This window comes from Bacillus sp. DE0042 (assembly GCF_007680225.1).
GTDB lineage: Bacteria > Bacillota > Bacilli > Bacillales > Bacillaceae_G > Bacillus_A > Bacillus_A wiedmannii.
Window position 1 is genome coordinate 477,559 of the sequence record NZ_VEJP01000002.1, and the last position, 26,069, is coordinate 503,627.

Genomic DNA, 26,069 nt, shown 5'->3' on the forward strand with positions numbered 1-26,069 from the left:
CTAAATCCCCCCTGCTTCAACGCCTTGTGACTCTATTTTCCCAAGTAGCTCTTCATATTTTTGCATCTCTTCTTGCCCATTATTCCAGCTCTCACCGTAAATATGAGTTAACTTTCTTGCTGTTATTTCAATTATAAAAGAGCTATCTCCATTTTGAAGTAATACATACGTTCTTGTATCCTCTTTATATATTTTCATAGGAGTTGCTTTTTTTAACTTCTCCCCGGCTGGTTGTCCTACTTTTTCTAACATTACCGGTACATAACTTTTCTCTATAGCTCCCTCAATTGTACTTCCATTCCAATCACCTTTTCTTAATACGTATAATACAGTTACTACTTCTAACTTATCGAACGATTCTTTTTTATCTTTGAGCGCTTTATCTTGTTGCTCTACAATAATATCCTTCGTTTCTTGACTCATTTGTGGCGTCGTATTCACCGCATTTGTATTATTTAAGTTATACAATTTCCCAGCTTTAAATATAAAGGAGATCGATAAAACGACAATTAAACAAATATACCATTTATTATATTTTGGTGATTCAATATCTGAATATGATTGAATCTTTTTATGTTCAGCTGATGATAAAGCTGGTTCTTTCACTGCTGCAGCAACCTCTTGCTGCCCCTCATACACAGTTCCTTTACTCCAAAAGCCCTCTAGCTGTGCTTCCAGTTCTTCTTTTGATAGTTTCGCAGCTGGAATAGTAGTAGCTTCTCCTTTTTTAACTGTACTTTCCATATTGGAAATTTCACGATTTCGAATGATTTTATTTTTTTTCACATTGTATTCAGCATCAAAGCGTGTTCCTAATCCTACTTCTTTATGAATCCGTCCTTTTATAATAGATGAAATGATATACATCATAAAAATAACTATATACACGGAACCAGTATACCAACCTGTTAAATATACAGGGAGGATTATCCATCCTAAAAGGCTTAAAACAACTAAAATATAATATAATTTAAGACTCTTCTTACTTGTAAACGAAAATATTTTACAAAACTTAGAAAATGAATTCCAAAATGTATACGTAAAACTTGCCATAAAAGCACAATACTTATTTTTCGTTCCGATTGTATCTCTATAAATTTTGTAGGCACCTTCATGATTCGGCTCTAATCGTATTGCAGTTTCAGCTAGCATTCTTGCTTTTTTAAAATTACCTTTTTCTTTTGCAACATTTGCAAAAGAGACTAGATTTGTTACATTTTCTGGATTCAGCTCTAACGCACGTTTTTCCGCCTTTATACCCTCTTCTATTCGTTTTGGATAATAACTTAAAAGAATAAAAGCATATCTTCCTACATACATATCATTTTCAGGTTCTAACTCTATCGCTTTGTTATAGTATGTAATACCTTTATTAAGCGATTCTATATGTACTTTTGCCTCACCCACATAAAAGTAATATACGCCTTCTTCCGGATAATTTTTTATCCCTATTTCTGCTATCTCTTTTAATCTCTCAAAATTTTCTTGCGCATAAAAAATATCTAACGCTGTTAACAAAACATTTTCATCTAAGTGATCTATTTTTAGTGCCTCTTCTAAATATTTACTTGCTTCATCAATTTGTCGAAATCCAAAGTAGTACACATGACTTAAACAAATATAACCAGTAGCATCTTCTGGATCTTCTTTAATCATCCACTCCGCTTCTTCTTTTGCAAGCTCAACATCACCAAGCTTCAATAAGTGCGAGATTCTTCTAAGTTGCTCTTCCATCTATTCCTTTCCCTCCAATCTAATATCATTTATTTCAATTGGTGTTCTTCCATATACTCTAATACTTTGTCAAAATCTTTATTTACATCACTAAACGTTGCATAATTTTTTGCGGTTGAGAACCAGTCTAAAGTTGTCGGTTGCCTTTTTTTCATTGCTTTTAATAAATCTTCATTGGATAAGGGTTGTAACTGTCCCGTTTCAAATGAACGCTGAATAGCTTCATTAATAGCGTCTTCCACTAAATATGTTAAATCTGCCCCTGAAAAATGCTCTGCATACTTCGAAACAAAATCTAACTGCAATTCCATTCTCGGTTTATCCTTTGTTTTCAACTCTAGTATTGTCAATCTTTCCTCGTTATTTGGTGGTGCCACAAAAACAAGTGAATTAAAACGGCCTGGTCGTCGTAACGCCGGATCAATATACCATGGTGTATTTGTTGCCCCAATTATATAAACACCTTCATTAAAAGAATTGCTTCCGTCCATCTCCACTAGCAATTGATTAACTAACGTTCTTTGATGATGAGCACCCATCTTCTGTCTATTCCCGCCATATGCGTCTAACTCATCTATAAATAAAATACAAGGCTTTGTTTTTCTTGCCTCTTCGAACACTTCATGTAAATTTTTCTCTGCTTCTCCTGACCACATTGATAGTATTGCTTGCAACTCTAAATGAATAAAATTAGCGTTTATCTCACCTGCAACTGCTCGCGCTAAAAATGTCTTTCCACATCCAGGCGGCCCATAAAATAATAAACTGCCTCCTACTTTCTTACCGAAAGCTTGAAAATACTCTGGATTGTTAATTGGCATAATAAAGTCCATATTTATTTTCTTTTTAATATCTTCCATTCCGCCAACATCATCAAAAGTTATTTTACTCTCTTCCACTTCAACCATTTGATTTTTTTCTCTATCAAAAGAAATCACTTTAATTTTCTCTCGATATTTCTCCATGTCGTTCATTCTTGTATTTATCCCCCTATAAACCCTTTAATTTAGAATACATGTATCTCTATTGCTGTAAAACCTTAAACAAAATATTCCAAAAAAAATTATAACAAAGTTCTACAGAATTTTTTGTCAAATTTTGTCACACGACAAAAAAGAGACCCTTACCTATAGTAAGAGCCTCTTCGGACATTATTTCGGTTGTAAAGTTAACACTTTCCCTTCTATTCCATCCGTATTCAATGTAGTCGTATGATACGTTCCGTTTACCCAATCATCTATTTGATCATGGTACCAATCGCTTCTAAAATGTCCCGATTGTCCTGGCCCTACGATATGATAACCGTTTGACATATCTTTCGTATCAATAACGAATCGCCAAGAAGCTCCGTGATTTACAATACCATTTTCTCCGTAACTCGCTGCTTGAACGGTAACTTGGCTTCCGCCGATTGGAATTGGTTTTTCACGATTAAATGCAAGTAGTGCTAACATACTAGATGATTTTGAAATTGGATGTGTGAACGCCAGTTGATGGTAATCGCCCCACTTCCACTCCGCAACATTCGGTCCATATTCCTTCTGCAATTTCTTCATTACATTTTCGTGCGATGTATGCACAACTTTCGTGAAGCCTCCGTACTTCGTAAACCAAGCGCTCTTTTCTCCTGCTGCTTCTTTTCGAATCAATTCATCAACAACTTGTGACTTTCCTTCAAATAACTCCATCACATCTTTCGGTATTTCTTTTGAAAATAACGTATTCGAAATCTCTTTCATTAACAAATGGAATATTAATGGTGCTGCTTCATCTTTACTATCGTTAAAATTCCACTTTGTTAATTGTTTTACGCCTTCTTTCTCTACTTCATTTAAAGATGCTTTATTTAATTCTTTTAACAATATAGGAGCAAATTCTTTCCCGTATAAATTTTTTTGATCCATCTGTAACTCTTCTAAATCTTTCACCGTATACTTTTCTTTCTCTTGTAAAAATTCTTGAATACGCATTTGTCTATATGGCTGCGCCCACGTATTACTAATATGGTACGGATAATTATCATCCACAATTTTATTATTTGCAGTTGAAATAAACCCTTGTTTTGGATTTATTACTTTTGGAAGTTGATCATATGGGATATACCCTTCCCATTCATATTCATCTGTCCACCCTGGCACCGGCAAACTCCCGTCACCTTTTTTACGCACTGGTATATTTCCATTCGCTTTATACGCAATTGTGCCGTCATTTGATGCAAATACAAAGTTTTGAGTTGGTGTATGAAAATCTTGAAGTGCCGTTTCAAACTCATTCCAATCTTTCGCTTTATTCATATTTAATACAGCTTTTAATTCAGCAGAAGGCTCCAAAGCAGTCCATTTCAAAGCGAATACTGTTTTCGTTTTCGCTTTTCCTTTATCCGCAAACTCTGAAATGACTGGACCATGCCTCGTAACCGTCACATTATACGGAATTGTTTTCCCGCCTTTTACTTTAATAGATTCATCAACAACTGTAGCTTTTTCCCACTTATCCTTATACAAAAATTCATTTTCATTATTAGGATTTCGCTTCTCAATATATAAATCTTGTACATCAGGACCTGTATTCGTAACGCCCCATGCTATTTTGTCATTGTGACCTAATATAACACCCGGTACTCCAGCGAAAATAACACCACTCACATGTAAATCTTTCATTTCAAGTTTCGATTGATACCAAATAGAAGGCGTTGCAAGAGATAAATGAGGATCATCCGCTAAAATTGGCTTACCAGACGCACTCTTCTCACCGCTTATGACCCAGTTATTGCTACCATTAAACTCTGGCGGAATAATCGTTTTTGCAAAACTTTGTGCTACGTCCACATTTGTATTTTTCAGTTCAGCTAGCAATCTAGGTGCATCTTTCGGATATGTAGGAAATAGCTCATTTGCTTGCTCTTTCGGTAAATTTTTCAGTGCCCAATATCGAAATGCTTGTCCGTGCCAATGTCCGCCTAAGTCAAACGCCATATACTTTCCAATCGTTAACGTATCAACAATGGACCATTCAGTAGGCTCATAACCTAATATAGTAAACTCAACCGGCAATTTCTTTTCCTCTTTCGCCTCGCGTATAAAAGCGTTCACCCCATCAGCAAATGACTGCAGGGCATATTTCGATTCCCCATCATATTGACTAACAGACGCTTCGGCTGCTCGTCGTAAACCGAGTGTTCGAAACAATTTATCTCGATCAACAGCTGCTTCCCCTACAACTTCACTCAACATCCCAGAAGCTTGCCTTCTACTTAAATCCATTTGAAACAAACGATCTTGCGCTTGTACATACCCTTGCGAAAAATATAAATCATGTGCATTTTCCGCTTTAATATGCGGTACCCCTTTACTATCCCGCTTTACCTGAACAGCATGTTGTAAATCCTCTAGCTTTATCGTCCCATCTATCTTTGGCACAGAACTAAGCGTATATATGTTCAAAAAAGTCGCTGTACAAATAACTAACAAAAGGATGATACTACTAGACCAAATAAAAATTCTCTTCCCTCTAGTTCGCTTCTTCTTTATAACAACTTCCATATAACCCCTCCTTTCTCAAACTATTCGCTTCTATTTAAGGAAGAACCTTTTAGAAAAGTAGAAAAACCCAGACTATGGATCATACAAACTACATACATCTCCCTTATGTACGCCTTCCTTTCCTTCAAAGAAATCTACTCTCCCTTTTTCACACCAATTCCTCAAAATTCCCTTCACATAAGCGAGCGTTCGCTTATTATATTCAAATGCAATTTTAAGCGCCTCTATTACTGTCTCTCCTGAAACTTTTTGTATCCACTCTTTCAATTCCTTCACGATATAGGGAGATAGACTACTTATATGTTGTTCGTAAAACTTATAAACTTCACCATGCGAAGTATCCTCTTCTATCTCTTCCTCCTCAGCAACTTCTTGTAAACTACTATTATCCTCTTCTGCCGGCATACCAAAATGCTGCAATAACAATGGAATCTTCCATTCTTCTTCAAGACATGTACGTAAAAACATATGTATGAACTCTTTATTTTTCACAGTCTTTAATTCCCTTAACACACACTTTTCTACATTCGTATTTAAAATAGGGTTGTAGTGTAGCCAATTTAGTATGTATAACTCTTTCGTTTCCGCATCGTATAAAATCTTTCCGTATTCAACAAATCTATTTAACAGCTTCTCAACAGTTTCCATACTGTAGCCTGTTTCCAGTTCTGCCACACGCTTCGGTAATACGTAAATTCCACATTGCTTCGTTTTCGTACCAGTTAACAAATATATGTAAAAATAACGCTCCTCTGGCGTTAAATCTAATATGAATTCATCTTGCCAAAAGTTCACCTGCACATTACGGTACACCGCCATATGTTTCCCTCCTCCTTTTATTCATAAAAAGACAGAATTCAACCCTTCAATATACATATAGGAATGAGCGCTTTGTTTTTGCATTTGAATTCCAAATTTTTTTAACTACTACAACGCCGGTTTTATTTTTTCGCGCCTTTTGTTCTTGTAGTTGTTTTTGTTTTGTTTTTTCTTTTCTTAGTGATTTATTACTTGGTAGGTGCTTATAAGGGGCTTGGAAGGGGCTTCATAGGGGCTAAAATAAAAAGGAGCTGTTCCAAATTTTCATTTTGGATAGCTCCTTTAACATCCTTATTACTTTTTCTTGCATCAGTACAAACTTTTACATACCATTCATTTATTTCTGCATAGAGTCTAACATCTTCACTAAAAAGGCAGCTGCCTCACCACGAGTTGTTGTACCTTTAGGATTAAACTTGTTATCTCCAACACCAGTAACTACCTGTAAGCTGTATAATCGCTGAACAGGCTGTTTGTATGCGATCAAATGTTGATCTGTAAATGGTAATGCAACTAAATTACCTGTAACACCTTTATACTGTAATGCCTTGTCAATCATAACCGATGCTTCTTCACGAGTAATTGGTGCATTCGGGTCAAAAATTCCTCCGCCACGACCGCTAATAATTCCTGCACTTGCACTTCGCTTAATACCATTATGAAGTGACGGATGCGCTTTGTTAATGTCTACAAATGACTTATTTCCTTCTGGTAATTGAAGAGCATTTGAAATTAATGCAGCAAACTCAGCTCTCGTTACATTACGATAAGGCGCAAATACACCATTTCCTTCTCCGTGCATAATACCTAGACTGTGTAGTTTACGAATATGTCCCTCAAACCATCCACCTGTAATATCATCTTTTGGCTTTTGTACTTCTTCTTTTGGTACATTGTAGTTAATCTTAATCCAACTTGGATTATAGAAAATCCACTCTCCATTTCCCACTTTATACCAACCGTTTTTAACTGCTAACACTTTGTAACGGTCACCTTTTGAAGCTTTACGAACAATATGATGCTCAAGGTCCGCACCACTACGTACGTTTATACCGTCACCATTCACTACAAGCTCCATGTTAGGTTCAGCTGGATTATATTCATTTGAATCAAATAGCTCGTTTCTTTCTTGTAAAGGCGAGTCAATTTGTGCGTTAACATTTGCATACCATTGAATACCTTGTACGAAGCCATTCCAATTCCCACGAGAAATTAAAATATCAGGACAGTTTTTTCCGCTCCATTGTTGATGCCTATAAATGTGATCCGTGCTAATTCCTTCTTTATTCATTAAGTATCCTGCAAGTCGCTTCGCATTCTCTAACGCTTTATTATAATCTCCATCTTGGTTAACTGAAATTTCAATACCGATAGACTCTCTGTTTCCTGAACCATCACCATCTCCTGCATGCCAACCATTTTCATTTGTTGGTAAGTGCTGATAGATTTGTTTATCGTCCACAGTAAAATGCCACGAAGCTGTTCGGAACGTACCTTCCGTTGCTTGTTTATACAAATATTTCGCATGATTTTCAGCATTCGCACCACGTGCTGTATTTGCAGTCTCATGAATTGTAATATAACGTGCTTTCATCGGATTAGCCGGCCGAATATCAGGATTTCCTGCTGGAACAATCCACTCTACAAATGGTACACCTGCAAGTGTTCCATATTTCTTTGTAGTCATCGATGCACTATATTGAATAGCTCTTGGCTTTTCAACCGGCTTCATTTCACGAGTAGAACCATCATTTCGACCGTCTACATGTTCAAATGCCTTTTCAATATTTGAAATCGCTTCTTCATCCGCTACTTGACCTGTTTTCGCTTCTTTCATTTTATGTAGCTCTTCTGTTTCATCATGTTTATGTTTATATTCTTCTAAGAGAATTTTCTCATTCTCTGATACTTCCGCTTCATTAATTTGCATGTGATCTGGAGTTTCTAGATTGAAATTAGAATAACTTAACCCGCTCGTTCCACGTTCCCCTTGTGCGATACGAAGTTGATCAGTTTGAGGGTTTTTACTCTCTTCTGCTGATATTGCTAAAGGAGCGCTCCCTAACATTACTAAACTTGTTGATAGTGCAATTACTCTTTTTTTCATGATTGTATTCATTGCTGTAATCGATACCTACACTGTTCGTGTAGTATCTCAACCTCCCTTTATATTCTCATTAGTGAAAGACTATGAATCTACTATGTACTTTTAACAAAAATTTTTTCATCACCTATGTATATTCATCCTTTTACATGCTTTCATTTTATCCCCAGCAGGTGAATGATAGTTTCTATAAAATTCCTTAACAGACATTATTTTATAACCAATTGCAAATGCCGTCAAAAACACTTCCCCTCATACACACTACTACTTCTCAAAAATAGATTAGGATACCTTTTACTGATTTTCTTCAACAAGAAGGATCTTTATGATTTTTCATACCTATCAAATAAATCTTGTTTCTTTGTACTTTTTCTCCTTGAAAATATTAACATTTTTACATTCTTGCGATAATATAGATGTAACCTTTTATATTGAAGGGAGTTTTATTTGGAAAAGATTTCTCATATTGATAGCTGAAATGAAGAAGACCAAAAAATGATGAAGAAAAACGAGAGTACATACGATATTCAGCAGATGGGATATACTTTGAAGAGCTAGAAATAACACTGCTAGAATGGCTTGAAAACATAGTTAAAATATTAAAACAAACAGTACGAATTTAATTAGATACTACATTAAAGGGGATGACCTAATTGTTACATACGATTGTTTATGATAAAGCGAAGTACCATTATGAAGGTAATTTCCCTGAGGACTTATCAATCGATCAAGCTTTTGTACATACTGGTATGTTTTTAGGATGGATAATTGAACATCATTTATGTAGTCAAGAATTTGAAGAAGAGTCTCAAGACGAAATTAACCAGTTTAAACTTAGACAAATGACTGGCACAGAAATTTATATGAACTGGGATGGCGTTTTAGCAGATGACATGTTAAATGATGAGGGCAACCAATTCGCAATGTACTACTTTAACCACGACGAGGACTGGAAATATATAAATGATTACAGTAATATTTTTATAAATGAAGGCGAAACTCTCTACCATGTGCAAGATACTTGGGAAAACTATTTCAAATTAAAAGAAGTTATTGATAATAGCTATAATTTTTGGAAAGACAACTTACAAAATAAATAATTATAACAAGTCGATTTCTTATGTTAATAAGGAATCGACTTTCTTAGTATCTAATCCAAAAACCATATAATTGAAACATACTTCTACAATTATTATTTTACTAACGATACTATTATCGATATCGAATTATCTATAACGGAACGTTCTGGACGTGATTTCATTAACACTGTTAATCCAATTAAGGACGTGACTAATGTTTGCGCTAATGCTTTAGCGTTCAAATCATTTTGCAGTTCTCCTGATCGAATTCCTTTCGTAATTAATTCTTGAAAAATAACTGCAAGATACATTTGATGCTCTCTAGTCAGTACTTCAAATTTTTCATTATGAGGAGCAAGTTCAACCATTGTGTTAATACAAAAACAACCTTTACTGAACTCTTTTTTATATTCCTCCTCCACCATATTTTCAAAAAACGTCCGAATTGCTCCTTTTACAGATTGTTCGTTTTGAAGTTTTGTTCGTATATTAGCCGCATGTAAATTTGTGTATCTCCTTAATGCCGCTTCAAATAATCCCTCTTTATCACCAAAGGCTGAATATAAACTCGGCTTTTGTATTTCCATTTTAGCAGTTAACTCACTTAATGAAGTAGCTGCGTATCCCTTCTCCCAAAAAAGTTGCATAGCAGCATCTAAAGCTTTTTCTTCATCAAATTCACGTAGTCGTGCCATTTAAAACCATCTCCTTTCTACATCTAGTTATTAAGACTATGCACCATCATTTATGTACCAATCGGTATATTATATATCGTATTAGATTATAAACGACATGTCAAAAAATCATAATTAACTCAAAATAAACTTGACATATATATTTCTTCAAGATTATATTTTACTTACAAATAACATACCGTTCGGTACGTTATTTTCGATAATCCAAAAAGGAGCTGATTTTATGAATAGTAAAGAAAAAACGATGACTATTCGAAAACATACTCACACTCAGGTACATTCACCTGTTCATGCAACAATGTCTCGTTATATGACTCTATTATTCGCAATAGCTTGCGGAATGGCTGTGGCAAACATATATTTCGCTCATCCACTACTTGATTCTTTATCAAATGAATTTAAGATTAGTCATTCAACTATCGGTATTGTAATTACTATTACTCAAGTTTGTTATGCACTTGGATTACTTTTATTCGTTCCACTTGGTGACTTATTAAACCAAAAGAAACTTATTATTGCTCACATGCTTTTATCCGTTTTCGCTTTAATTATAATCGGATGCGCTTCCTCAAGCACCGTACTTTTTATAGGTATGGCCTTAGTAGGAATTCTTGCAACTGTTACGCAAACCCTCGTCGCATATGCATCAATTTTAGCTAATCCAGCAGAACGTGGACGCATTGTAGGTTTCGTTACAAGTGGCGTTGTCATAGGTATTCTTCTTGCTCGTACATTTGCAGGCATATTAACGGATTTAGCTGGATGGCGGTCCGTTTATCTCACCTCTGCTATCCTTTTACTCTTCGTAACTTTTTTGTTACACCGAAATTTGCCTACTCTTGAACATAAAAAAGTAACAACTCTATCTTACCGAAAATTAATATACTCTGTTCTCTTATTATTTGTAGAAGAACGACTCTTACGCATTCGAGGAATATTAGCATTGCTTATTTTCACTTCATTCAGTATTTTATGGACTTCTTTAGTATTACCTCTAAGTGCTTCACCACATAATCTTTCACATACAGCTATTGGTGCGTTCGGTCTTGCTGGAGTGGCAGGTGCATTTGCTGCTACTAAAGCTGGGCAATTAGCTGATAAAGGATTAGGACAAAGAACAACTGGCATAGCCTTATCATTATTAATACTCTCATGGCTCCTAATTAAATCTATTAACCACTCTCTATTATTACTAATTTTCGGTATTATCCTATTAGATTTAGCTGTGCAAGCTGTACATGTCACCAATCAAAGTATGCTGTTCACAGTGCGTCCCGAAGCAAGAAGTCGACTCACTGCCAGTTACATGATTTTTTATTCTATCGGTAGTGCAACAGGTGCAATTCTTTCAACAAATACGTATGCAAAATACGGTTGGGATGGAGTATGCATATTAGGTGTATCTGTTAGTGCTTGCGCTCTTTTATTTTGGATAATAACATTACGGCGATCATCACAGCTGAACGAATAATAATTCATTTATGTTTAATACGTGTTTTTCTACAAGACTATAGAGTAGCACTTATTTTTTAACACAAATCAACGGCATTTTCATATAAAAAATGCCGTTGATTCACAATTTCATGATAAGGAATCCTATACTATCGAAATACATCTATTACGAATTCCCTTTAACGTTTTCAACAATCTCATTTATCGTATTTCGATCAAACTTATCACTAATTTCGTATGACTCACGATCTCCTACTAATTGTACGCCTACAATATCATTGCGATCCTTACCATATTGCACTTCAATAATAGATCCACGCTCTATTTGTTTCCAAACGAGTCTTGCTTCATCTTTATTATCTAAAATCATACAGTCCTCAATATTTTCATCAATCCCTATTAACTTGTTGTCATCTATAAACCCAACCTCGTATTGTTGACGCTCTTTCGCTTTGCTGCTTACTAATATACCTTTGCTACCATATGAGTAATCCATATAATCCTTTTTCTCAGATTGTACCGCTTTCGTCTCTTGTACTTTAGTTTTTTCAGCAGTTCCACAACCTGTAATAAGAACGATTGGTATAACTACAGTTAATACTAGTCTCGTAAATTTCTTTATCATTTGTAACCAATCCCATATATTTAATGTGAAACTCCATTTATTACTTTATTAAATAATAACATGATACTAAGTAGACAAAACCAAAGATAACATATTATTTACATACTCACACTTTAATTAAGGACCAGGCCATTTAAACCTAGTCCTACATAACTTTAACTTTGCTTCACATACTTAATTGTATTGAATGAAGTCTCATTAAATAATCGTAAGTTTTCCCCATCATAATCTTGAACTTTATATGCTATTTTCTTTTTTTGAATTGTATCTTCTACACCGTCTACTAAACGTTTATTGAGATGTAAATAGATTGTAAAAGCTTCCTTATCATATTCCCAAGTTCCTTCAATATAATTCTTTTTATTTGGATACTCACCTTTACCATACGTTTCAAATGTCTTATCACCTTTTAGAATGAGTGACATAATGAAACCGTCTGCTCCTTTGAATCCCCAATTACCGATTAATTCCGTACCATCTTTCACATTCTTCATAACGTTATCCGTATTAATTCCAGCTTTCTTATCTAACTCTTTCAAATCTTTCACAGATACTGTACCGTCACTGATTTTAATATCCCCTTCAAGATCTTTGAATGCCTTAAGCCAGTAAATATCTCCTTCTTTCACTAACTTTTCGGATTTCTCGATTAACTCTTTATCAGTTTTATCGCCTTTTTCTCTTTTTTCTTTTCGGGTGAATACTTCATTTATTAAAGAAAAAGACTCTCTAAAATAACCAATTGCTTTTTCAAAATCCTTTTGTTGATTTACATACTCTACAGGGGGATCTATCGACTCAAATTTATCTAACACTTTATTTAATTCTTTCACACTATCTACTATATCTGATTTCTTTTTCTTACCGTCAAAAACCTCTCTTGTAATATTGTTATGCTCCGCAAACAACTTATCAAACTCTACCCCTAATTTATACACTTTATGAGGATAGTCTTCCTTTGAAACCTTTTCTTTCTTACTATTAGACTTCGATTCTTTTACTTTAGATTCTTCCGTTTTCTCCTGTTTAGAAGTGTTCGTTTTCTCAGACACTCCACAACCAAATAACAACATGACCGGAACTGCTACCCCTAGTAGTTTCTTTGCATTCATGACTGATTTCTCCTTCTACTTGAATAGATTACTCTTACTATACCCATCCTCTTTTTTTATCTTGTAATTAAAGTTACAATCGCAATAACTCCTAGAATCGGTCCCCAATATTCCATTTTTATAAAAAATAGTGAGTGCTTTTTGTTAAACATAACTTTTTCACCAGTTTCGGCATCTATATAAACTTTCCCATTTGGCTTATTAATATATTTTCCTAAATACCAAGACATAACTCCTGATATAATAAACATTACCGCCATTGGCCAACTATGGTCTTGAAAATATGTAGCGTCCCCCGTTATAGATCCAAAGATAACCTTACCCAAAAGAGTATTAATAATTACAATAATTGCGACTAAAAAACCCCAACCAGACCAAATAATCATCTATTTCTCCTCCTAAAGCGCACAACTTTGTACCTTATGTTAATTTGAACTGCAAACGAAAACATTAAAGAAACCGAATATTCAGACGTTGATAATTATATTTATCCTACATTCGTTTCTAACTTTAGTGTTCTAAATGCAAATGAACCAGACATAATTTGTAATATTGTTGGAATAAGCAAAAAGAATAATGACATAAATAACATAACTATAGGAATCACAATCATACAAACTCCATAAACTTTATTATTAACCTTGTTTACTAAACATGATAAAATAAGCAACCCTATTTGAACCGTTAAAATAATAGAGTAATAAGCTAAAAGTTCATAATCAAAACCTTCCATAATATTAAACGCTACAACTATTAATAGTATGGAAATAATAATTCCTATAATGCCACCAATTAAACCTAGTACGAATTCAAGCGTTCTTTTCAATTCAATCCCCCTTTTATGAGCCACTAACAACTTGTATATTTTTCCCATTCACCATCATACCAAATATTTATTGGAAAAACTATACATACTTTTCATTTTTCCTTACCTTACAGTGACCTACTTACCATTATAGATAGCTTGTAGTAGTTACAAAATCAAAGCCTTCAAAATTACTAACTAGTTTCGATACCTTTAGAAAGTAGACATACCTCTTGAATACAATTAGTATTAACATAAGAAATATGAAAGACTTAAAAAGGCTTTTACATGAAGGAAGGAGGTGCACAGCTATGGATTTTAAAACAGTTATGCAAGAACTTGAAGCTCTAGGTAAGGAACGAACGAAAAAAATATACATATCTAACGGCGCCCACGAACCAGTTTTTGGCGTAGCTACAGGTGCCATGAAACCAATCGCTAAAAAAATAAAATTAAATCAAGAATTAGCTGAAGAACTTTATGCCACAGGCAACTACGACGCTATGTACTTTGCAGGCATTATTGCCGATCCAAAAGCTATGAGTGAATCGGATTTTAATCGTTGGATAGATGGGGCTTATTTTTATATGCTATCTGATTATGTAGTAGCAGTAACTTTATCGGAGTCAAATATTGCACAAGACGTTGCTGATACATGGATTGCAAGTGGGGACGAACTTAAAATGTCTGCCGGCTGGAGTTGCTACTGCTGGCTTTTAGGGAATCGCAAAGACAACGAGTTTTCCGAAAGCAAAATTTCCGATATGCTTGAAATGGTGAAAGATACAATTCATCATTCTCCAGAACGAACAAAATCCGCTATGAATAATTTCCTAAACACCGTGGCAATTTCATATGTACCACTACATGAAAAAGCAGTCGAAACTGCAAAAGAAGTTGGTATAGTTGAAATCAAACGTGATAATAAAAAAAGCAGTTTGTTACATGCTACAGAGAGTATTCAGAAAGAACTTGATAGAGGAAGACTTGGTTTTAAACGTAAGTATGTAAGATGTTAAACAGATTCGTATCTGGGTGTCAATTCGAGAAAGATTGACACCCTTTTTTATTGAGATTATTCGACTATTAGATAAGCTCAATGACTTCATTAATAGATTTACTAAACATATCAGGATCTTCATTTTTTATTTCCAATAATAGTTCTTTAATGCTACTTGTAATGGATAAATCAAATTGCGAAAGTACTTTTCCATACACCGTTCTTATTTGGGGATCATTAAGTATTCTGTAATGTATAATCTCTACCCAGTCTTTAGCGCCGCTCATCATCGACGGAGCAGCTGTAGCAATACATTTCAATCCCTCTTCTATATAATTTTCATATAAGCCCTCTATCCCATGAATCAAACTAAACATCACTTCAGGTTGTTCAGTATCATCATCAAAGACTAAACATAAATCTGGAATAATAGAAATATCGTTACACTCAATCACTCGTATGCATGACTCATTAAACTCTTGTATCTCATTTTCATTTTCTAGCAAACGGTTATCATATAATCGATTTAAATGTTCTTTAGTATCCAAAAGAGATTATCCTTTCTTTTTTTCATCTTCAAAATATTCACTGTCCCGATAGATCTTTATCATAAATTCCATCAGTGAATCAGCTTTTTTATTTTTAAAGTAATATACAAGCGTTTATTGAAACGTATTGAAATTAAAAAGTAATATCCTGATAACCTACTTCAATTACCTTGTATTTGATCTCTTCATAGAAATGCTTATAGTACAAACTACCTGTACGGCATAGAACCAATAAATGTAACCTCTAAACCATCAAACATATCTTCTCTTTTCGCTTCATTATATTTAAAATCATAAAGAACAATAGCAAAGTTAATATCGTTCGCTAAACTATCTCCATTTACTAGCTTTTTTATTTTAGGAATAATTCGTTCACTATAAGAAAAATCACTTAAAATATGTTCAACGTACCTTTTATTATTCTCATAAAAACAAATTTCAATATTATCTTCATCATAATAACCGAATTCAAAGCTCGTCCCAAACTTTGAATGAACTGAATCACCATCTAACGTGTAATCTATATCGACATACTCCTCAAGATTTTGGAGTGATTTAGAAATTCCAAACCAAACTGAAGCCATTCCACTATATTCCACTTTCCCACCCCATCTAGCCGGTCTATAATTCATATAAACATTCTTTACTTTACTATTTTTATAGCCTCAAACAAGAAATCAACTCATTTAAACTATTCGAAACCTCTATAAACATCCACGTTCGAAATCCTCGAATTCGTTCTTTCCTCTTACATTATTTAAAACAACTAGTAAACCATTTCCTTTTATCCCTATAGGAATCTTATCTAGTCCCTTAATAACTCGTGATTAAGTCTTCGCCCTCATATCTAGGGTCTTTCTCCACTTTACCATCTTTTGTTTTGATGACTTTTAGTCTACCTAACCACTCTGCTCCGTTATATGTCTCTTCACTTACCCATACATTATGCATTTTACCGTCTACCTCAACTACTAATGTTGGGTGTGTAAATATGAATTCCTTCTCTACATGCCTACCTACAATTTCTGCATGTAATGATGTACCTTCTTCAACTAGTTTACTATTCTGATACCCTTCGATAATAGGTAATCCAATAAATACAAAGAATATCAGCCCAAATACGGTCACTTTCTTCTTTGTACTCCATTTATTCTTTTCTTTCAATTCCTTTTGTCTTGCTTCTCTTTCTTCGCGTTCATCCAAACTCTCATTTAAAGCGTCTTCCCATGCCTTAATTTCTGCTTCGATTTCCGCTTCGACTCTTGCTAATTTTTCTAGTTGTTCATCGGTTGCTACCATCTCATATGAGTTATCTCCAACCACACGAATTTCAGCACCATTTTCTTTTACTTTTCGCAAGTCTTTTTCTGTACAATCAAACTCTCGAATAATTTCCCCTTGTGTGTTTACAAGTCTAACGTAAATGTTTTTTTTCTCCCTCTTCTTAAACATCTGAATTTCCCCCTTATTCGTTTCCTATCATAGATAACCCTATTGCAATTAAGAGAAAGAAAACGATAATAAGGAAAGTCTTCCCTTTGCTTAATTGTGTTGTACAACCTTCCAAGACAGCCCATATAAGAATTGGGAAAAGAAGAATACCTAGGAGAATATCAACCAACTTGTTGCTACTCTTCTTTAGTGTTTTTGCTTCTTCTACTATCGGTTTTAACTGAACAGCTTCTTTTCTTATTTGTTTCGGTTTCTTTTTCTTGCGTCTATGATTCACCCGATATACTCCTTTTAGAATAACTTTTTACTACCTATAAAAATACCGGAATATCCCCCTTTTCACTTCCAATTATTCATATAAGCTCTCAATTTCAATAAACCAAAAAGACCCCTTTTTCATACACTTATCATCAATTTTTTTCAATTCTTCCTTCAACCAACTTATTGTACACTCTAGTATATTATTATCGATAAAGGCATCCTCACCATTTATTTCTACTGCCTTATCAATCATTTTTGAATATACTAATAAACATGCTGCAAATTGATGTATAGAAGAATTCATAAACACTTCTTTATACGCATCACTATTATTTAGAAATACTATTTTTTCTTGTTTTTCAATTATACAAATTGGATCTCCAGAACTTGTTGTTCCTAAATACCAATATTTTCGAAACTCTTCTGGCATTTGAAATACATTTATAATAGACCTTACGAAAGACTGAGATCAAGTAAATTCTAAATACAGTGGCGGTGTTTCTGGTAAGCCTCCTATAGACAAAAATCGTTTCACTTCAGCTGAAAAGTTTTTGTTTATTAATTCTTTTTCAGGAAATGTAATGAGTGGGCCATCTTTATTAACATCCCATTTCTCTCGAAAATTCTCTGGTAGTATCATTTTTTCACCTTCTTGATGTGTTTATATCTTTTAACATTTAGTTGAGCTACTAGTTGTTTTTTTATTTTCCTCCATAAAACATACCATCCATTAAAGCTTTCCGTTATAGTAAAAATCACTCCTTAACAGGGTGCCATAGAATGTTTTATATTCATCACATGTATCGTTTTCTTATACGACTACATGTCCATAAAAATACTTTTTACCAATCTTCCATTCTTTCTTTGTTAGAACATCAATATATGACATCAACTCTCTATTTTTTTCATTTGTTATTATCGTATCGTATTGAATAGGACATTTGATTCCACTCCAAATTGATAAAATGGAAGGTATAGTAACAACATTATAAGTAGTTCTATCTCTTAAAGAACTCATAACTTCCGAAACTAACTTCTTTGCCAAATCTCCAGGAAAAGATAGTCTATTACGATAATAATATTCTTGCGTATCGTTATTTTCGATAAAAACAGAATAAGCTTCATTAAACTCTTCTAACGGTACTTCATAATACTCGTCCTCCATTCCAAGCATCCATGAAAGTTCATTTCTTATAGCTTTTTCAACAAAGGTATCTTCCCACTCTTCTAGTAACGCTAAAAGATATGGTACTACATGATATGAAAGAGTTTCACCAGCACTTACTACAAAATTATGAACTCCATCCTCTGAAGCACTTGAAAGGAATTTCAAATTATTCGTTTCTAATAAATCATCGTGAGTAGCTACTGAACAAAATAGTCTAGTGCATAAATGTAAAACAAGCTCATTTCGAGTACTATTCATAAGTTCAATTAGTAACCTCTTTACGGAGAAATCACCTAACTTTAACAATTCGTTAATTAAAATAAAGCATTCTGTCTCTGTTGCACTATCCCTTAAGCTAGACTTAAGAGTTTCAATTGTATGATTAGAAATTTCTCCATACCAAATATCTTTTTTTAAATGCTCTAATTCCATCATTCTCCCGCCTTTTATTACTGCTTACATTTATACGAACCATTTTATATGGATAATATTATTAATCATGTAACTTATTTAAAAACTCCGTAAAATGATTAGCCACAAAAAATACATGTTCTCTCGCTACTTCCTCTGCTTCCTCAGCCGTAATCCCTTCACTTTCCATCAATGTTTCCTTTTCCCATGCTCCCTCATGTTCCCAAAAGACGACAATTGGATCTTCTTCATGATTTTTATAATCAAAGCAAATTAAATTTCCTGCTGGGTCAAATGCAAATGGCACCAATGCAATCGGTAATGTGTCATTGTAGTCATTGAATACCTCAATAATATTTTCATCATCATCCATATCATAAGTTAGTAATGTACCAAAAACTTTTCTCTTCCCCTCAACTTCAAATACTTCTGGGCTAACATGTGCTCCGTTATTCTTCATTACACATTCTATATAATCTAAAGGAAAATGAATGCCCAACTCTTTTTCCACATTCTTTACATTTTCTCGCAATAAAGGCTTATCTGGTGATCTCCATTCTACTTTATTCATCTCCTACCACCCCACTGAATCTCCTCAAGTCTTTTTTTCATTTATATTTGTTCGCGCCATAAACATACTTCTATATTTCGATATATCTTTCTATAACTATCTCTCAATCGAATTATAATTCGTTATTTTATTAATATTCAATATTTTTAATGTAGTGTTCCTTACTTGTTTAAACCGCTACTGAATTTTTCCGCATATAATATATCGAATTCAGTTGGTTCTATTTTTTGTTTTACAACATTCCCTTGTTCATCATACTTTTTAAAAGTCATTTCACGTCCCGCAATATATTCAGACTCATGCTTCTTCATTCCGTTTTGAAAAAATTCAACATAGTAGCCTTCAACCGCGCTTCTATTCATATTGCTGATTCTTTTTATATTTCCATTCATATACAACTCCACATACTCTCCTTGTTTAACAACATTTTCTACATAGAAATAACATTCTATATTTCCATTCTCATAAACATCATAAGCTAAGCCAGTAAACAATTTTTCTTTACCATCATCTGCACACTCTACTATTCCTAGCCCATAAGGTCCCCCATATTCTAAACACTCTTCAAACTCAAGGCCATTCTGTATTATATACTCCTTCGTTAACACATCATTTAACATTTTCAATCCTCCTTTACAATATTAGCTAATGGTTAAGCTGTTGTAAAAGTAAGTTTTTATCGTAATATACTTCTATTTTTATTATGTAATTTCTATATACAATGAGAGGTATTTTCTAATATTTGTTTATAACGTATGCTATCCATTATAGGCCTTTAAATGTTCAAAATTCATTTACTTCTCACCATATTTCATATTTACTTTAGGGAAGTCCGCTTCACCAAATCTACAATCTGCAATATGTATTTCCTCTAAATTACAGCTTCTGAAATCGGCAAACTCAAAATCACAATCAAAAAACGATGCTCTCATACTTGTTTTGCCATAATATCCTCTGCCATCACCTCTGACAAATCAAAAAAGTAAGGTCTACATTGCTCATATCTAGCCCATCTATTATTTCATCATTGTATTGAGATCGATTTAATATTTCCCTGACTCTTATTCTATTATTCTCATTCATAACTGCATCCTTCCTATGAATACATCTATTTCCTACTCTAGCCTTCCCCTTAATTCACTCTCACCTTCAACGAACTCATATATTTCTATACAATTTGTATTATCTATTCATTCATATAACTTATCACCAGACACACTTTTCTGTTCAATCCAAACCTCATATTTACATAGTGCATCTCTTTCAGTAAATTAAAGTAATAGAAACTATCTTTAGTTTTTCCTCTTCTCTTATTTTTTCCCACAACTGTTTGCTAAGTGAACATGTTCATTAAAAATGTTGTTGTTAATTTGTTTTTCATATTTTTTTAATTCTTCATTGATTTTACTGCCAGTTTTACTTTCAAAACTTTTCTCTAATTCTGCTGCTATATCTCTTAGACTTGTTTGTAATTCATGAAATGCCCCTATGTTTTTTTGAAGAGCATATGTATCTTCTTTTATAATGTCTATTGATTTAAACCCTACTTCTGTTTTTAACATCATACGCTGCATTTCTCTTTCAATCTGTTTTTTAGCAGCTTGTAACTCCTCAACAACCTGATCTGCTAAATCTCCTGTAACACTTTCGATTTGCTTTTCTATCTTTTTAATTTCCCCCATAAAATCCATCATATAATTATCTCCTTATCTAAACTGAAAATTCCCCGCTAATTGATTATCTTTATCCCTAAGTGAATTTGCTGCATCACTAATTTCGTCCCCAAATCTACTTAAACTTTTTTGTTCTTTTCTTAAAAGATGAATTAATTCTTCTGCCATGTGTACATCGTGGAAATAGTCATTTCCACCTTCTTTCGTTTTGGCAATTCGTGAGATGGCTTCATCTATTTCGTATGCTTCTAATAGATGATATTTTCCACCTGGCCCTGTTTCATATTTTAATTGACTTTTCAACTTTCGAACCGCTTCAGCTTCTCTTCTTTGAAACTCTTCTATATTTTTTGCTATATCTGATAATCGATTACTGAGCATTTGAATTTTTTGTGCTTGTCTTATAATATCTTCAGGTTCTAATTTTAGTTGGGGACTTCCATTTGAATGAAATGCTCCTCTAAATGTATCTCTGCCGTGCCCTTCCATAGTTAAACGTGTAAAAAAACCTTCTTTTGTATCATTCTGTCTCACTGTAAATTGCTTACCAATTAGAGGTGCACCGAATTGAGTATGGTTACCAATTGGGTCATTCTCATGTGTATAATCCGTAGCTTTGTTTTCCATTTCCCCTCTATCTACTCGTTTTTTTGCTTCAGGACTTAGCAAACCATAAGGATTTGGTGCAGCCCATGTAGTTGCATAAAAATTCCGTTCCGAAGCAACATAATCAGCTTCTGCGCCTCCTTTACTATGCCCTGTAGCATGCACATAAGTTGGCTGATATGTTTCATTTACTTTATCTACCCATTCCAATCCGGTATTAAAAGATGTTGCAGAATCTGGTTTTACTGTTTGACTATTACTTGGAGTAATTACTTTAGAATGTGTTTTAATTCCAAACGTAATTTGATCGATATCTGTTTCGAAATCTGCTAATTGCTTAGGCTCTGTTCCACGAAATGCAAATACTATAGTTTCATAGTGAGTTTTATTCTCTTCATAATCATTTTTCGGCACCACTGCAATAGCTTGTAACCCATTTTTCACTTTTTGACAATCTGCATCTATTGATTCTATAACTACCCATCTTTTATTATGTCCTTTTATTTCTGCTCCTTTATGTAAAGTTCGATCATCATAAACGGCATCTGATAAATCGAAATAATCTTCCTCTGTCGCAATTGCATTCTTTTTAAATTCACTCATATGTTTCAACTCATTTCATGGTATATTTTAACTATATTGAAATATAAGGGGATCTTTTATGAAGAAAAAATTGGTAATTATTTTATCCATTATTTGTATTATAGCAGGAGGGTATTTTACAATGAAATACTTAAAACAAAAAGAAATAGAAGAAAAGTTTTGGAAAGCACAAGAAGTACGGGTAGAAAAGTATATTCATTATAATATTCAAGATGTGAAATCTATTACATTTACAGAACGTGAAACTAGTCCTATGGGCATTCCTAGACTAAAAGGGTATATAAATAATAACCAACAATTAGATTTTGTAGCTCGTATTAGTACTACAGAAAATTTCGAAGATAAATTTGATTGTTCTGCGGAATTAGGAAAACTTATAAAGGACCCTGAAAAATCCGTATCCGAAATTGAAAAGGAAGAGAAAGAAAAGAAATAAGAATAGTCTCTGCACTACTCTTGTCTTCCCTATCCCATTTTAAAAAGAATGTAATGGTAAGTTTTTTATAAGGGGAATTTCTAATGAAGAAAGTAGTTATTTTGATTGTATCTGCTTTGGTGCTCATAGCAGGAGGATTTTTTACTTTGGAATACTTAAAACATAAAGAAGAAGAGGAAAAATTTTGGAAAGCACAAGAAGCACGTGTAGAAAAGTATATTCGTTATAATATTCAGGATGTAAAATCTATTACATTTATAGAACATAAAATAAGTCCAATGGGAATTCCTTCTATAGAAGGATATATAAATGATGATAAAAATCTATGGTTTGATGCTAGTATCAGTACTACAGAAAACTTCGAAGATAAATTTTCACGTTCTGGAGAACTGGGAAAACTTATAAAAGACCCTGAAAATTCCGTTTCCGAAATCGAAAAGAAAGAAAAGAAAAAAATCCAAGAGTAGTCTTTACGATTACTCTTTTGTTCTCCTATAAAAAATAAAACAAAAGTTGGTTATTTGTAATATAGTAATAACCATTTAACTATCTATAAGATAAATTTTTTTATTTTTGATAACCGTATGCCTATTAATCTCTTTATTTTAGTCTTATTCCTTTTCCAACCTTTATTATCTCTCATCTATCTTACGTTTTATGTATGCAGCGATTTCTATTCTCTTGTTTAGCTATGTCTCTTACCTTTGCAGAAACATGAACTATTCAACCGAAGATTTATAATCACTCTTTACATTTTTCAATTCTTCTATTACATTGTTCATTCTTATCGATAAATCTTTTATTTCCTCTACTGTTAATTCACCTTCTGCCTCTTGAAGGTTAAACATACTTAGCCTCTTTGTTATACCTTTAATACGCCCAATAAAAACTATATGATGATCGACTGCTATTTCGCCTATGGCAGTATCAACGATAACATCTTCAATCTTTCCTAAATTATCAAATTCATCCGCTAGTTTTGCTATAGCATATCGATACCCTCTCTCTTCATCTAATAACTCTTCATACGCCTCCCGAATTGCATGAAATAATTCATTATACTCCCAATCTTTCATACATCCTCCCTCAAAAAAATCCCCACGCTTATGTGAAAATACTCTTTCAACACAAATATGAGGACTTCCTTATTTCATTTCTATACTTTATACATTTTATTCGTTAGAATCTTCGTATTTCAATTTATATACTCTATCTCTTTTCTCATCACTTTTGACAAAAATAAGCTTTTCTTCTTTAACAAAACCTTCTAATAGTAAGCATACTTGCCCATATGCTTTAGGCTTATTCGTTGTGAATCTTTCATCTGATATTTTACCAGCTCGTATTAATTGTTCGCATAACTCAAGTGCACTTATTTCTTCAGAATTAATTAATTCTAAAATATCCTTTTGTAAGGGCGATAAAGGTACGGGAATCTCAGCTACCTCCACCTTTTCTGGTTTGTTTTCTTCTTCAAATAAATCTTCGAATGAAATTTGATTCATACTTCTTTTCCTTTCTAACGATTGATTTGTATAACATGAACTGAATCCTATAGCGTATGTATTATTATGTATTACTTACCTTTTTTCATAAATCTCAAACTCATGTACATCGTTTCATATAGTATATTTCGATTATACCAAATATATGTTCTGTTTTCTATTGTAGAATTCGTTATAAGAGGAATGAAAGTAATTATGAACATTTTCTCGTTGTTAATTGTATACTCTCTGTAAAAAAATAGAAATAAGATTTATAAATTTGTATAATAAAATAGTACGAGTAAAATTTTATTATAGAAAGGTTCTGGTAACATGTTAGGTATTCATGTCGAAAAAACAAAAGATGAACTAATTATTTCATGGCAATTCTCTAAAATCCATATTCCATTATGTGAAATCACTGAGGTAACAGAAGATAATACATATGCTGGTGTTGAAGAAAAAAGCGTAATCCGAATTGGAACAGCATATGGTACAACTGATCGTATTTTAATTAAGACAGTAAAGCAAAATTATTTATTATTCACTACTAATAGAGTAACCATTTTAAACAAAATAAAAGCTTAATTGTTTTTCTTCCTATATTTAAACGTTAAACACTTTCATTCTATTATAGGAAACGCTACAAAAGGTTCGTTGATTACTCCTGCTCCTAATTCGGAAGCATATGGTGAAACTATATAACACAAACACCCTAGCTCTTCGCTAGGGTATTCTTAGTTTTATCTATAATACAGTATTTCTACAATTCTTATTTATTTTTATGAACTCCTTGTAATTGACTAAGAACCTCATTGGCAGTCCTCTCAAATCTTTTAGGGTTATCAGCAATAATTTCATTAAGTAAATTAATTATCGTTAGTTGTATATCATGATTCATTCCTACAAGTACTTTAGCATACTCACTTCTATATAAATCATTATTTAAAATTCTTATGTTTAGTAGCATTGCCCACTCTTTTGCACTCTCAACCATTTTTGGTAAAGCTTTAGGCATCTCTGTTAGATATTTTCCCATTTCAAAATCTTCAATAAAATGAACTAGACCAAACATAACTTCTTCCTCTTGTGTTTCATCCTCAAATACTATACACAACTCTTTAATAAGCTTCTCATCATCACAATCTGCTAAGTTTTCTAATACACTGTCAAACTCTTCACATTCCGATTGATTTTTTAAAAATCTACAACTATATAATCTCTTGATCTCAGATTTGCTGTCCATATAAATTTCTCCTTTTAAATGAATTGGATAATTAAATTAATATGATCATTAGTTTTCAACTTTTCTATTACATCAATATATGGCTTCCATCTCAAGTGTACATTTTTAAATATTCAGCAATTTCTACTTCTCCTCTTTCAATAGCAAATTCGTAAGCTCCCAGCTCTTTCATAGTATCCCCTGTATACTTTACAGTACTATCAATACCATTCTGAACAAGATACTTTACAATATTAAGATGCCCACCATAAATCGCTGAGAATAGAGGATTTCTATTTGGATCACTAACATCTAATATTGCACCATTATCAAATAAGTACTCTACAATACCAATTTCACCTTCACTAGCTGCATGTGCAATAGGCGCTGACTTTGGTACACCTTCATTAAGGTTAATATCCATACCAGATTCAACAAGAAATTTTATCATATCCAGTTCACCAGCTCTAGCCGCAGCATGTAGCCACGTTCCATAAGGCGTTACAAAATCAAGCAAACTTTTATCAGTAATAATGATCTCTTTCGCTTGTTCTATACCCCCTTTTTTAATGAAATCATAGATTTTTATCGCTTTTCCCTTACTTTCCATAGAATCCCCCTGCACTATTTTCATCTAGATTAAACAGTTAGACATTGACTACGA

29 protein-coding genes and 3 pseudogenes are annotated in these 26,069 nt (G+C 33.3%); 6 read left to right on the forward strand and 26 right to left on the reverse strand.

Annotated features, from left to right (window positions below):
- The 5 genes from FS802_RS12835 to FS802_RS12860 all read right to left on the reverse strand — a co-directional run bounded on the left by FS802_RS12835 (position 1) and on the right by FS802_RS12860 (position 8,214).
- Positions 1-1,734, reverse strand: coding sequence for a tetratricopeptide repeat protein (locus FS802_RS12835; protein ID WP_144525067.1), 1,734 nt, complete (start codon positions 1,732-1,734; stop codon positions 1-3).
- 29 nt (positions 1,735-1,763) lie between these two features.
- Positions 1,764-2,708, reverse strand: coding sequence for an ATP-binding protein (locus FS802_RS12840; RefSeq protein WP_000999215.1), 945 nt, complete (start codon positions 2,706-2,708; stop codon positions 1,764-1,766).
- A 177-nt stretch (positions 2,709-2,885) separates the two neighbouring features.
- Positions 2,886-5,276 (reverse strand): penicillin acylase family protein, encoded by a 2,391-nt coding sequence (locus FS802_RS12845; protein WP_144525069.1) that lies wholly within the window; start codon positions 5,274-5,276, stop codon positions 2,886-2,888.
- 72 nt (positions 5,277-5,348) lie between these two features.
- Positions 5,349-6,095: a DnaD domain-containing protein gene (locus FS802_RS12850; protein WP_000312120.1), complete on the reverse strand. Its 747-nt coding sequence runs from the start codon at positions 6,093-6,095 to the stop codon at positions 5,349-5,351.
- 337 nt (positions 6,096-6,432) lie between these two features.
- Entirely contained in the window at positions 6,433-8,214 is a 1,782-nt protein-coding gene (locus FS802_RS12860; RefSeq protein ID WP_001092339.1) for an S-layer homology domain-containing protein, read from the reverse strand.
- 638 nt (positions 8,215-8,852) lie between these two features.
- Here FS802_RS12860 and FS802_RS12865 point away from each other — a divergent pair.
- A complete protein-coding gene (locus FS802_RS12865; RefSeq protein ID WP_000903314.1) occupies positions 8,853-9,299 on the forward strand; it encodes a DUF7832 domain-containing protein in 447 nt (148 codons plus the stop codon).
- A 92-nt stretch (positions 9,300-9,391) separates the two neighbouring features.
- On the opposite strand, the gene FS802_RS12870 is transcribed toward FS802_RS12865, so the two are convergent.
- Entirely contained in the window at positions 9,392-9,973 is a 582-nt protein-coding gene (locus FS802_RS12870; protein ID WP_000113334.1) for a TetR/AcrR family transcriptional regulator, read from the reverse strand.
- Between the two features lie 223 nt (positions 9,974-10,196).
- On the opposite strand from FS802_RS12870, the gene FS802_RS12875 reads away from it, so the two are divergent.
- A complete protein-coding gene (locus tag FS802_RS12875; protein WP_098653485.1) occupies positions 10,197-11,444 on the forward strand; it encodes an MFS transporter in 1,248 nt (415 codons plus the stop codon).
- A gap of 147 nt (positions 11,445-11,591) precedes the next feature.
- Here FS802_RS12875 and FS802_RS12880 read toward each other — a convergent pair whose 3' ends face one another.
- From FS802_RS12880 to FS802_RS12895, 4 genes are all read right to left on the reverse strand, one after another.
- Positions 11,592-12,050 (reverse strand): hypothetical protein, encoded by a 459-nt coding sequence (locus FS802_RS12880; RefSeq protein WP_088107078.1) that lies wholly within the window; start codon positions 12,048-12,050, stop codon positions 11,592-11,594.
- A 155-nt stretch (positions 12,051-12,205) separates the two neighbouring features.
- Positions 12,206-13,162, reverse strand: coding sequence for a DUF3994 domain-containing protein (locus tag FS802_RS12885; RefSeq protein ID WP_098653484.1), 957 nt, complete (start codon positions 13,160-13,162; stop codon positions 12,206-12,208).
- Positions 13,163-13,218: 56 nt separating this feature from the next.
- Entirely contained in the window at positions 13,219-13,548 is a 330-nt protein-coding gene (locus FS802_RS12890) for a hypothetical protein (RefSeq protein WP_000587857.1), read from the reverse strand.
- A 101-nt stretch (positions 13,549-13,649) separates the two neighbouring features.
- Complete coding sequence (locus FS802_RS12895) at positions 13,650-13,988, reverse strand: DUF4064 domain-containing protein (protein WP_070168956.1); 339 nt, start codon at positions 13,986-13,988, stop codon at positions 13,650-13,652.
- A gap of 290 nt (positions 13,989-14,278) precedes the next feature.
- On the opposite strand from FS802_RS12895, the gene FS802_RS12900 reads away from it, so the two are divergent.
- A complete protein-coding gene (locus FS802_RS12900) occupies positions 14,279-14,986 on the forward strand; it encodes a DNA alkylation repair protein (protein ID WP_000346322.1) in 708 nt (235 codons plus the stop codon).
- Positions 14,987-15,053: 67 nt separating this feature from the next.
- Here FS802_RS12900 and FS802_RS12905 read toward each other — a convergent pair whose 3' ends face one another.
- The 12 genes and pseudogenes from FS802_RS12905 to FS802_RS12965 all read right to left on the reverse strand — a co-directional run bounded on the left by FS802_RS12905 (position 15,054) and on the right by FS802_RS12965 (position 22,260).
- The gene (locus tag FS802_RS12905) at positions 15,054-15,515 is read right to left on the reverse strand and encodes an Imm30 family immunity protein (RefSeq protein ID WP_000379842.1); all 462 of its coding nucleotides are present in this window, start codon (positions 15,513-15,515) and stop codon (positions 15,054-15,056) included.
- Positions 15,516-15,724: 209 nt separating this feature from the next.
- Positions 15,725-16,147, reverse strand: a complete 423-nt coding sequence (locus FS802_RS12915; protein WP_002203540.1) for an immunity 22 family protein — start codon at positions 16,145-16,147, stop codon at positions 15,725-15,727.
- Between the two features lie 28 nt (positions 16,148-16,175).
- Positions 16,176-16,324: pseudogene (locus FS802_RS31520) on the reverse strand (SecY-interacting protein Syd); the annotation flags it as partial.
- Between the two features lie 4 nt (positions 16,325-16,328).
- Positions 16,329-16,967 carry a hypothetical protein gene (locus tag FS802_RS12925; protein ID WP_000474008.1) on the reverse strand — a complete coding sequence of 213 codons (639 nt, stop codon included), beginning with the start codon at positions 16,965-16,967 and terminating at the stop codon, positions 16,329-16,331.
- A gap of 13 nt (positions 16,968-16,980) precedes the next feature.
- A complete protein-coding gene (locus tag FS802_RS12930) occupies positions 16,981-17,244 on the reverse strand; it encodes a hypothetical protein (protein WP_001016549.1) in 264 nt (87 codons plus the stop codon).
- 72 nt (positions 17,245-17,316) lie between these two features.
- A pseudogene (locus tag FS802_RS12935) lies at positions 17,317-17,868 on the reverse strand (SUKH-4 family immunity protein).
- Positions 17,869-18,039: 171 nt separating this feature from the next.
- Entirely contained in the window at positions 18,040-18,828 is a 789-nt protein-coding gene (gene imm47 / locus FS802_RS12940) for an Imm47 family immunity protein (RefSeq protein ID WP_000418150.1), read from the reverse strand.
- Between the two features lie 61 nt (positions 18,829-18,889).
- A complete protein-coding gene (locus FS802_RS12945; protein ID WP_001044974.1) occupies positions 18,890-19,378 on the reverse strand; it encodes an SMI1/KNR4 family protein in 489 nt (162 codons plus the stop codon).
- 161 nt (positions 19,379-19,539) lie between these two features.
- Positions 19,540-19,998: a toxin-antitoxin system YwqK family antitoxin gene (locus FS802_RS12950; RefSeq protein WP_098653482.1), complete on the reverse strand. Its 459-nt coding sequence runs from the start codon at positions 19,996-19,998 to the stop codon at positions 19,540-19,542.
- A gap of 180 nt (positions 19,999-20,178) precedes the next feature.
- Positions 20,179-20,461, reverse strand: a pseudogene (locus tag FS802_RS12955) (pentapeptide repeat-containing protein); the annotation flags it as partial.
- Between the two features lie 227 nt (positions 20,462-20,688).
- Entirely contained in the window at positions 20,689-21,072 is a 384-nt protein-coding gene (locus tag FS802_RS12960; protein ID WP_000968638.1) for a hypothetical protein, read from the reverse strand.
- A gap of 12 nt (positions 21,073-21,084) precedes the next feature.
- Positions 21,085-22,260: a coiled-coil domain-containing protein gene (locus tag FS802_RS12965; RefSeq protein ID WP_098653481.1), complete on the reverse strand. Its 1,176-nt coding sequence runs from the start codon at positions 22,258-22,260 to the stop codon at positions 21,085-21,087.
- A 58-nt stretch (positions 22,261-22,318) separates the two neighbouring features.
- Here FS802_RS12965 and FS802_RS12970 point away from each other — a divergent pair, with 58 nt between their 5' ends.
- Together FS802_RS12970 and FS802_RS12975 are read left to right on the forward strand one after the other, a co-directional pair.
- Positions 22,319-22,696 (forward strand): DUF1433 domain-containing protein, encoded by a 378-nt coding sequence (locus FS802_RS12970; protein ID WP_000728340.1) that lies wholly within the window; start codon positions 22,319-22,321, stop codon positions 22,694-22,696.
- An 83-nt stretch (positions 22,697-22,779) separates the two neighbouring features.
- Positions 22,780-23,163, forward strand: coding sequence for a DUF1433 domain-containing protein (locus FS802_RS12975; RefSeq protein WP_000758188.1), 384 nt, complete (start codon positions 22,780-22,782; stop codon positions 23,161-23,163).
- A 252-nt stretch (positions 23,164-23,415) separates the two neighbouring features.
- On the opposite strand, the gene FS802_RS12980 is transcribed toward FS802_RS12975, so the two are convergent.
- Both FS802_RS12980 and FS802_RS12985 read right to left on the reverse strand, forming a co-directional pair.
- The gene (locus tag FS802_RS12980) at positions 23,416-23,772 is read right to left on the reverse strand and encodes an Imm3 family immunity protein (protein ID WP_000656081.1); all 357 of its coding nucleotides are present in this window, start codon (positions 23,770-23,772) and stop codon (positions 23,416-23,418) included.
- Positions 23,773-23,868: 96 nt separating this feature from the next.
- Entirely contained in the window at positions 23,869-24,201 is a 333-nt protein-coding gene (locus tag FS802_RS12985; protein WP_001071918.1) for a DUF3895 domain-containing protein, read from the reverse strand.
- A 312-nt stretch (positions 24,202-24,513) separates the two neighbouring features.
- On the opposite strand from FS802_RS12985, the gene FS802_RS12990 reads away from it, so the two are divergent.
- Entirely contained in the window at positions 24,514-24,768 is a 255-nt protein-coding gene (locus FS802_RS12990) for a SunI/YnzG family protein (RefSeq protein ID WP_000900623.1), read from the forward strand.
- A gap of 184 nt (positions 24,769-24,952) precedes the next feature.
- Here the strand turns inward: FS802_RS12990 and FS802_RS12995 are convergent, their stop codons facing one another.
- Positions 24,953-25,426: an Imm30 family immunity protein gene (locus FS802_RS12995; RefSeq protein ID WP_000377534.1), complete on the reverse strand. Its 474-nt coding sequence runs from the start codon at positions 25,424-25,426 to the stop codon at positions 24,953-24,955.
- Between the two features lie 91 nt (positions 25,427-25,517).
- Positions 25,518-26,015 carry an ankyrin repeat domain-containing protein gene (locus FS802_RS13000; protein ID WP_000444064.1) on the reverse strand — a complete coding sequence of 166 codons (498 nt, stop codon included), beginning with the start codon at positions 26,013-26,015 and terminating at the stop codon, positions 25,518-25,520.
- Between the last annotated feature and the right edge of the window lie 54 nt (positions 26,016-26,069).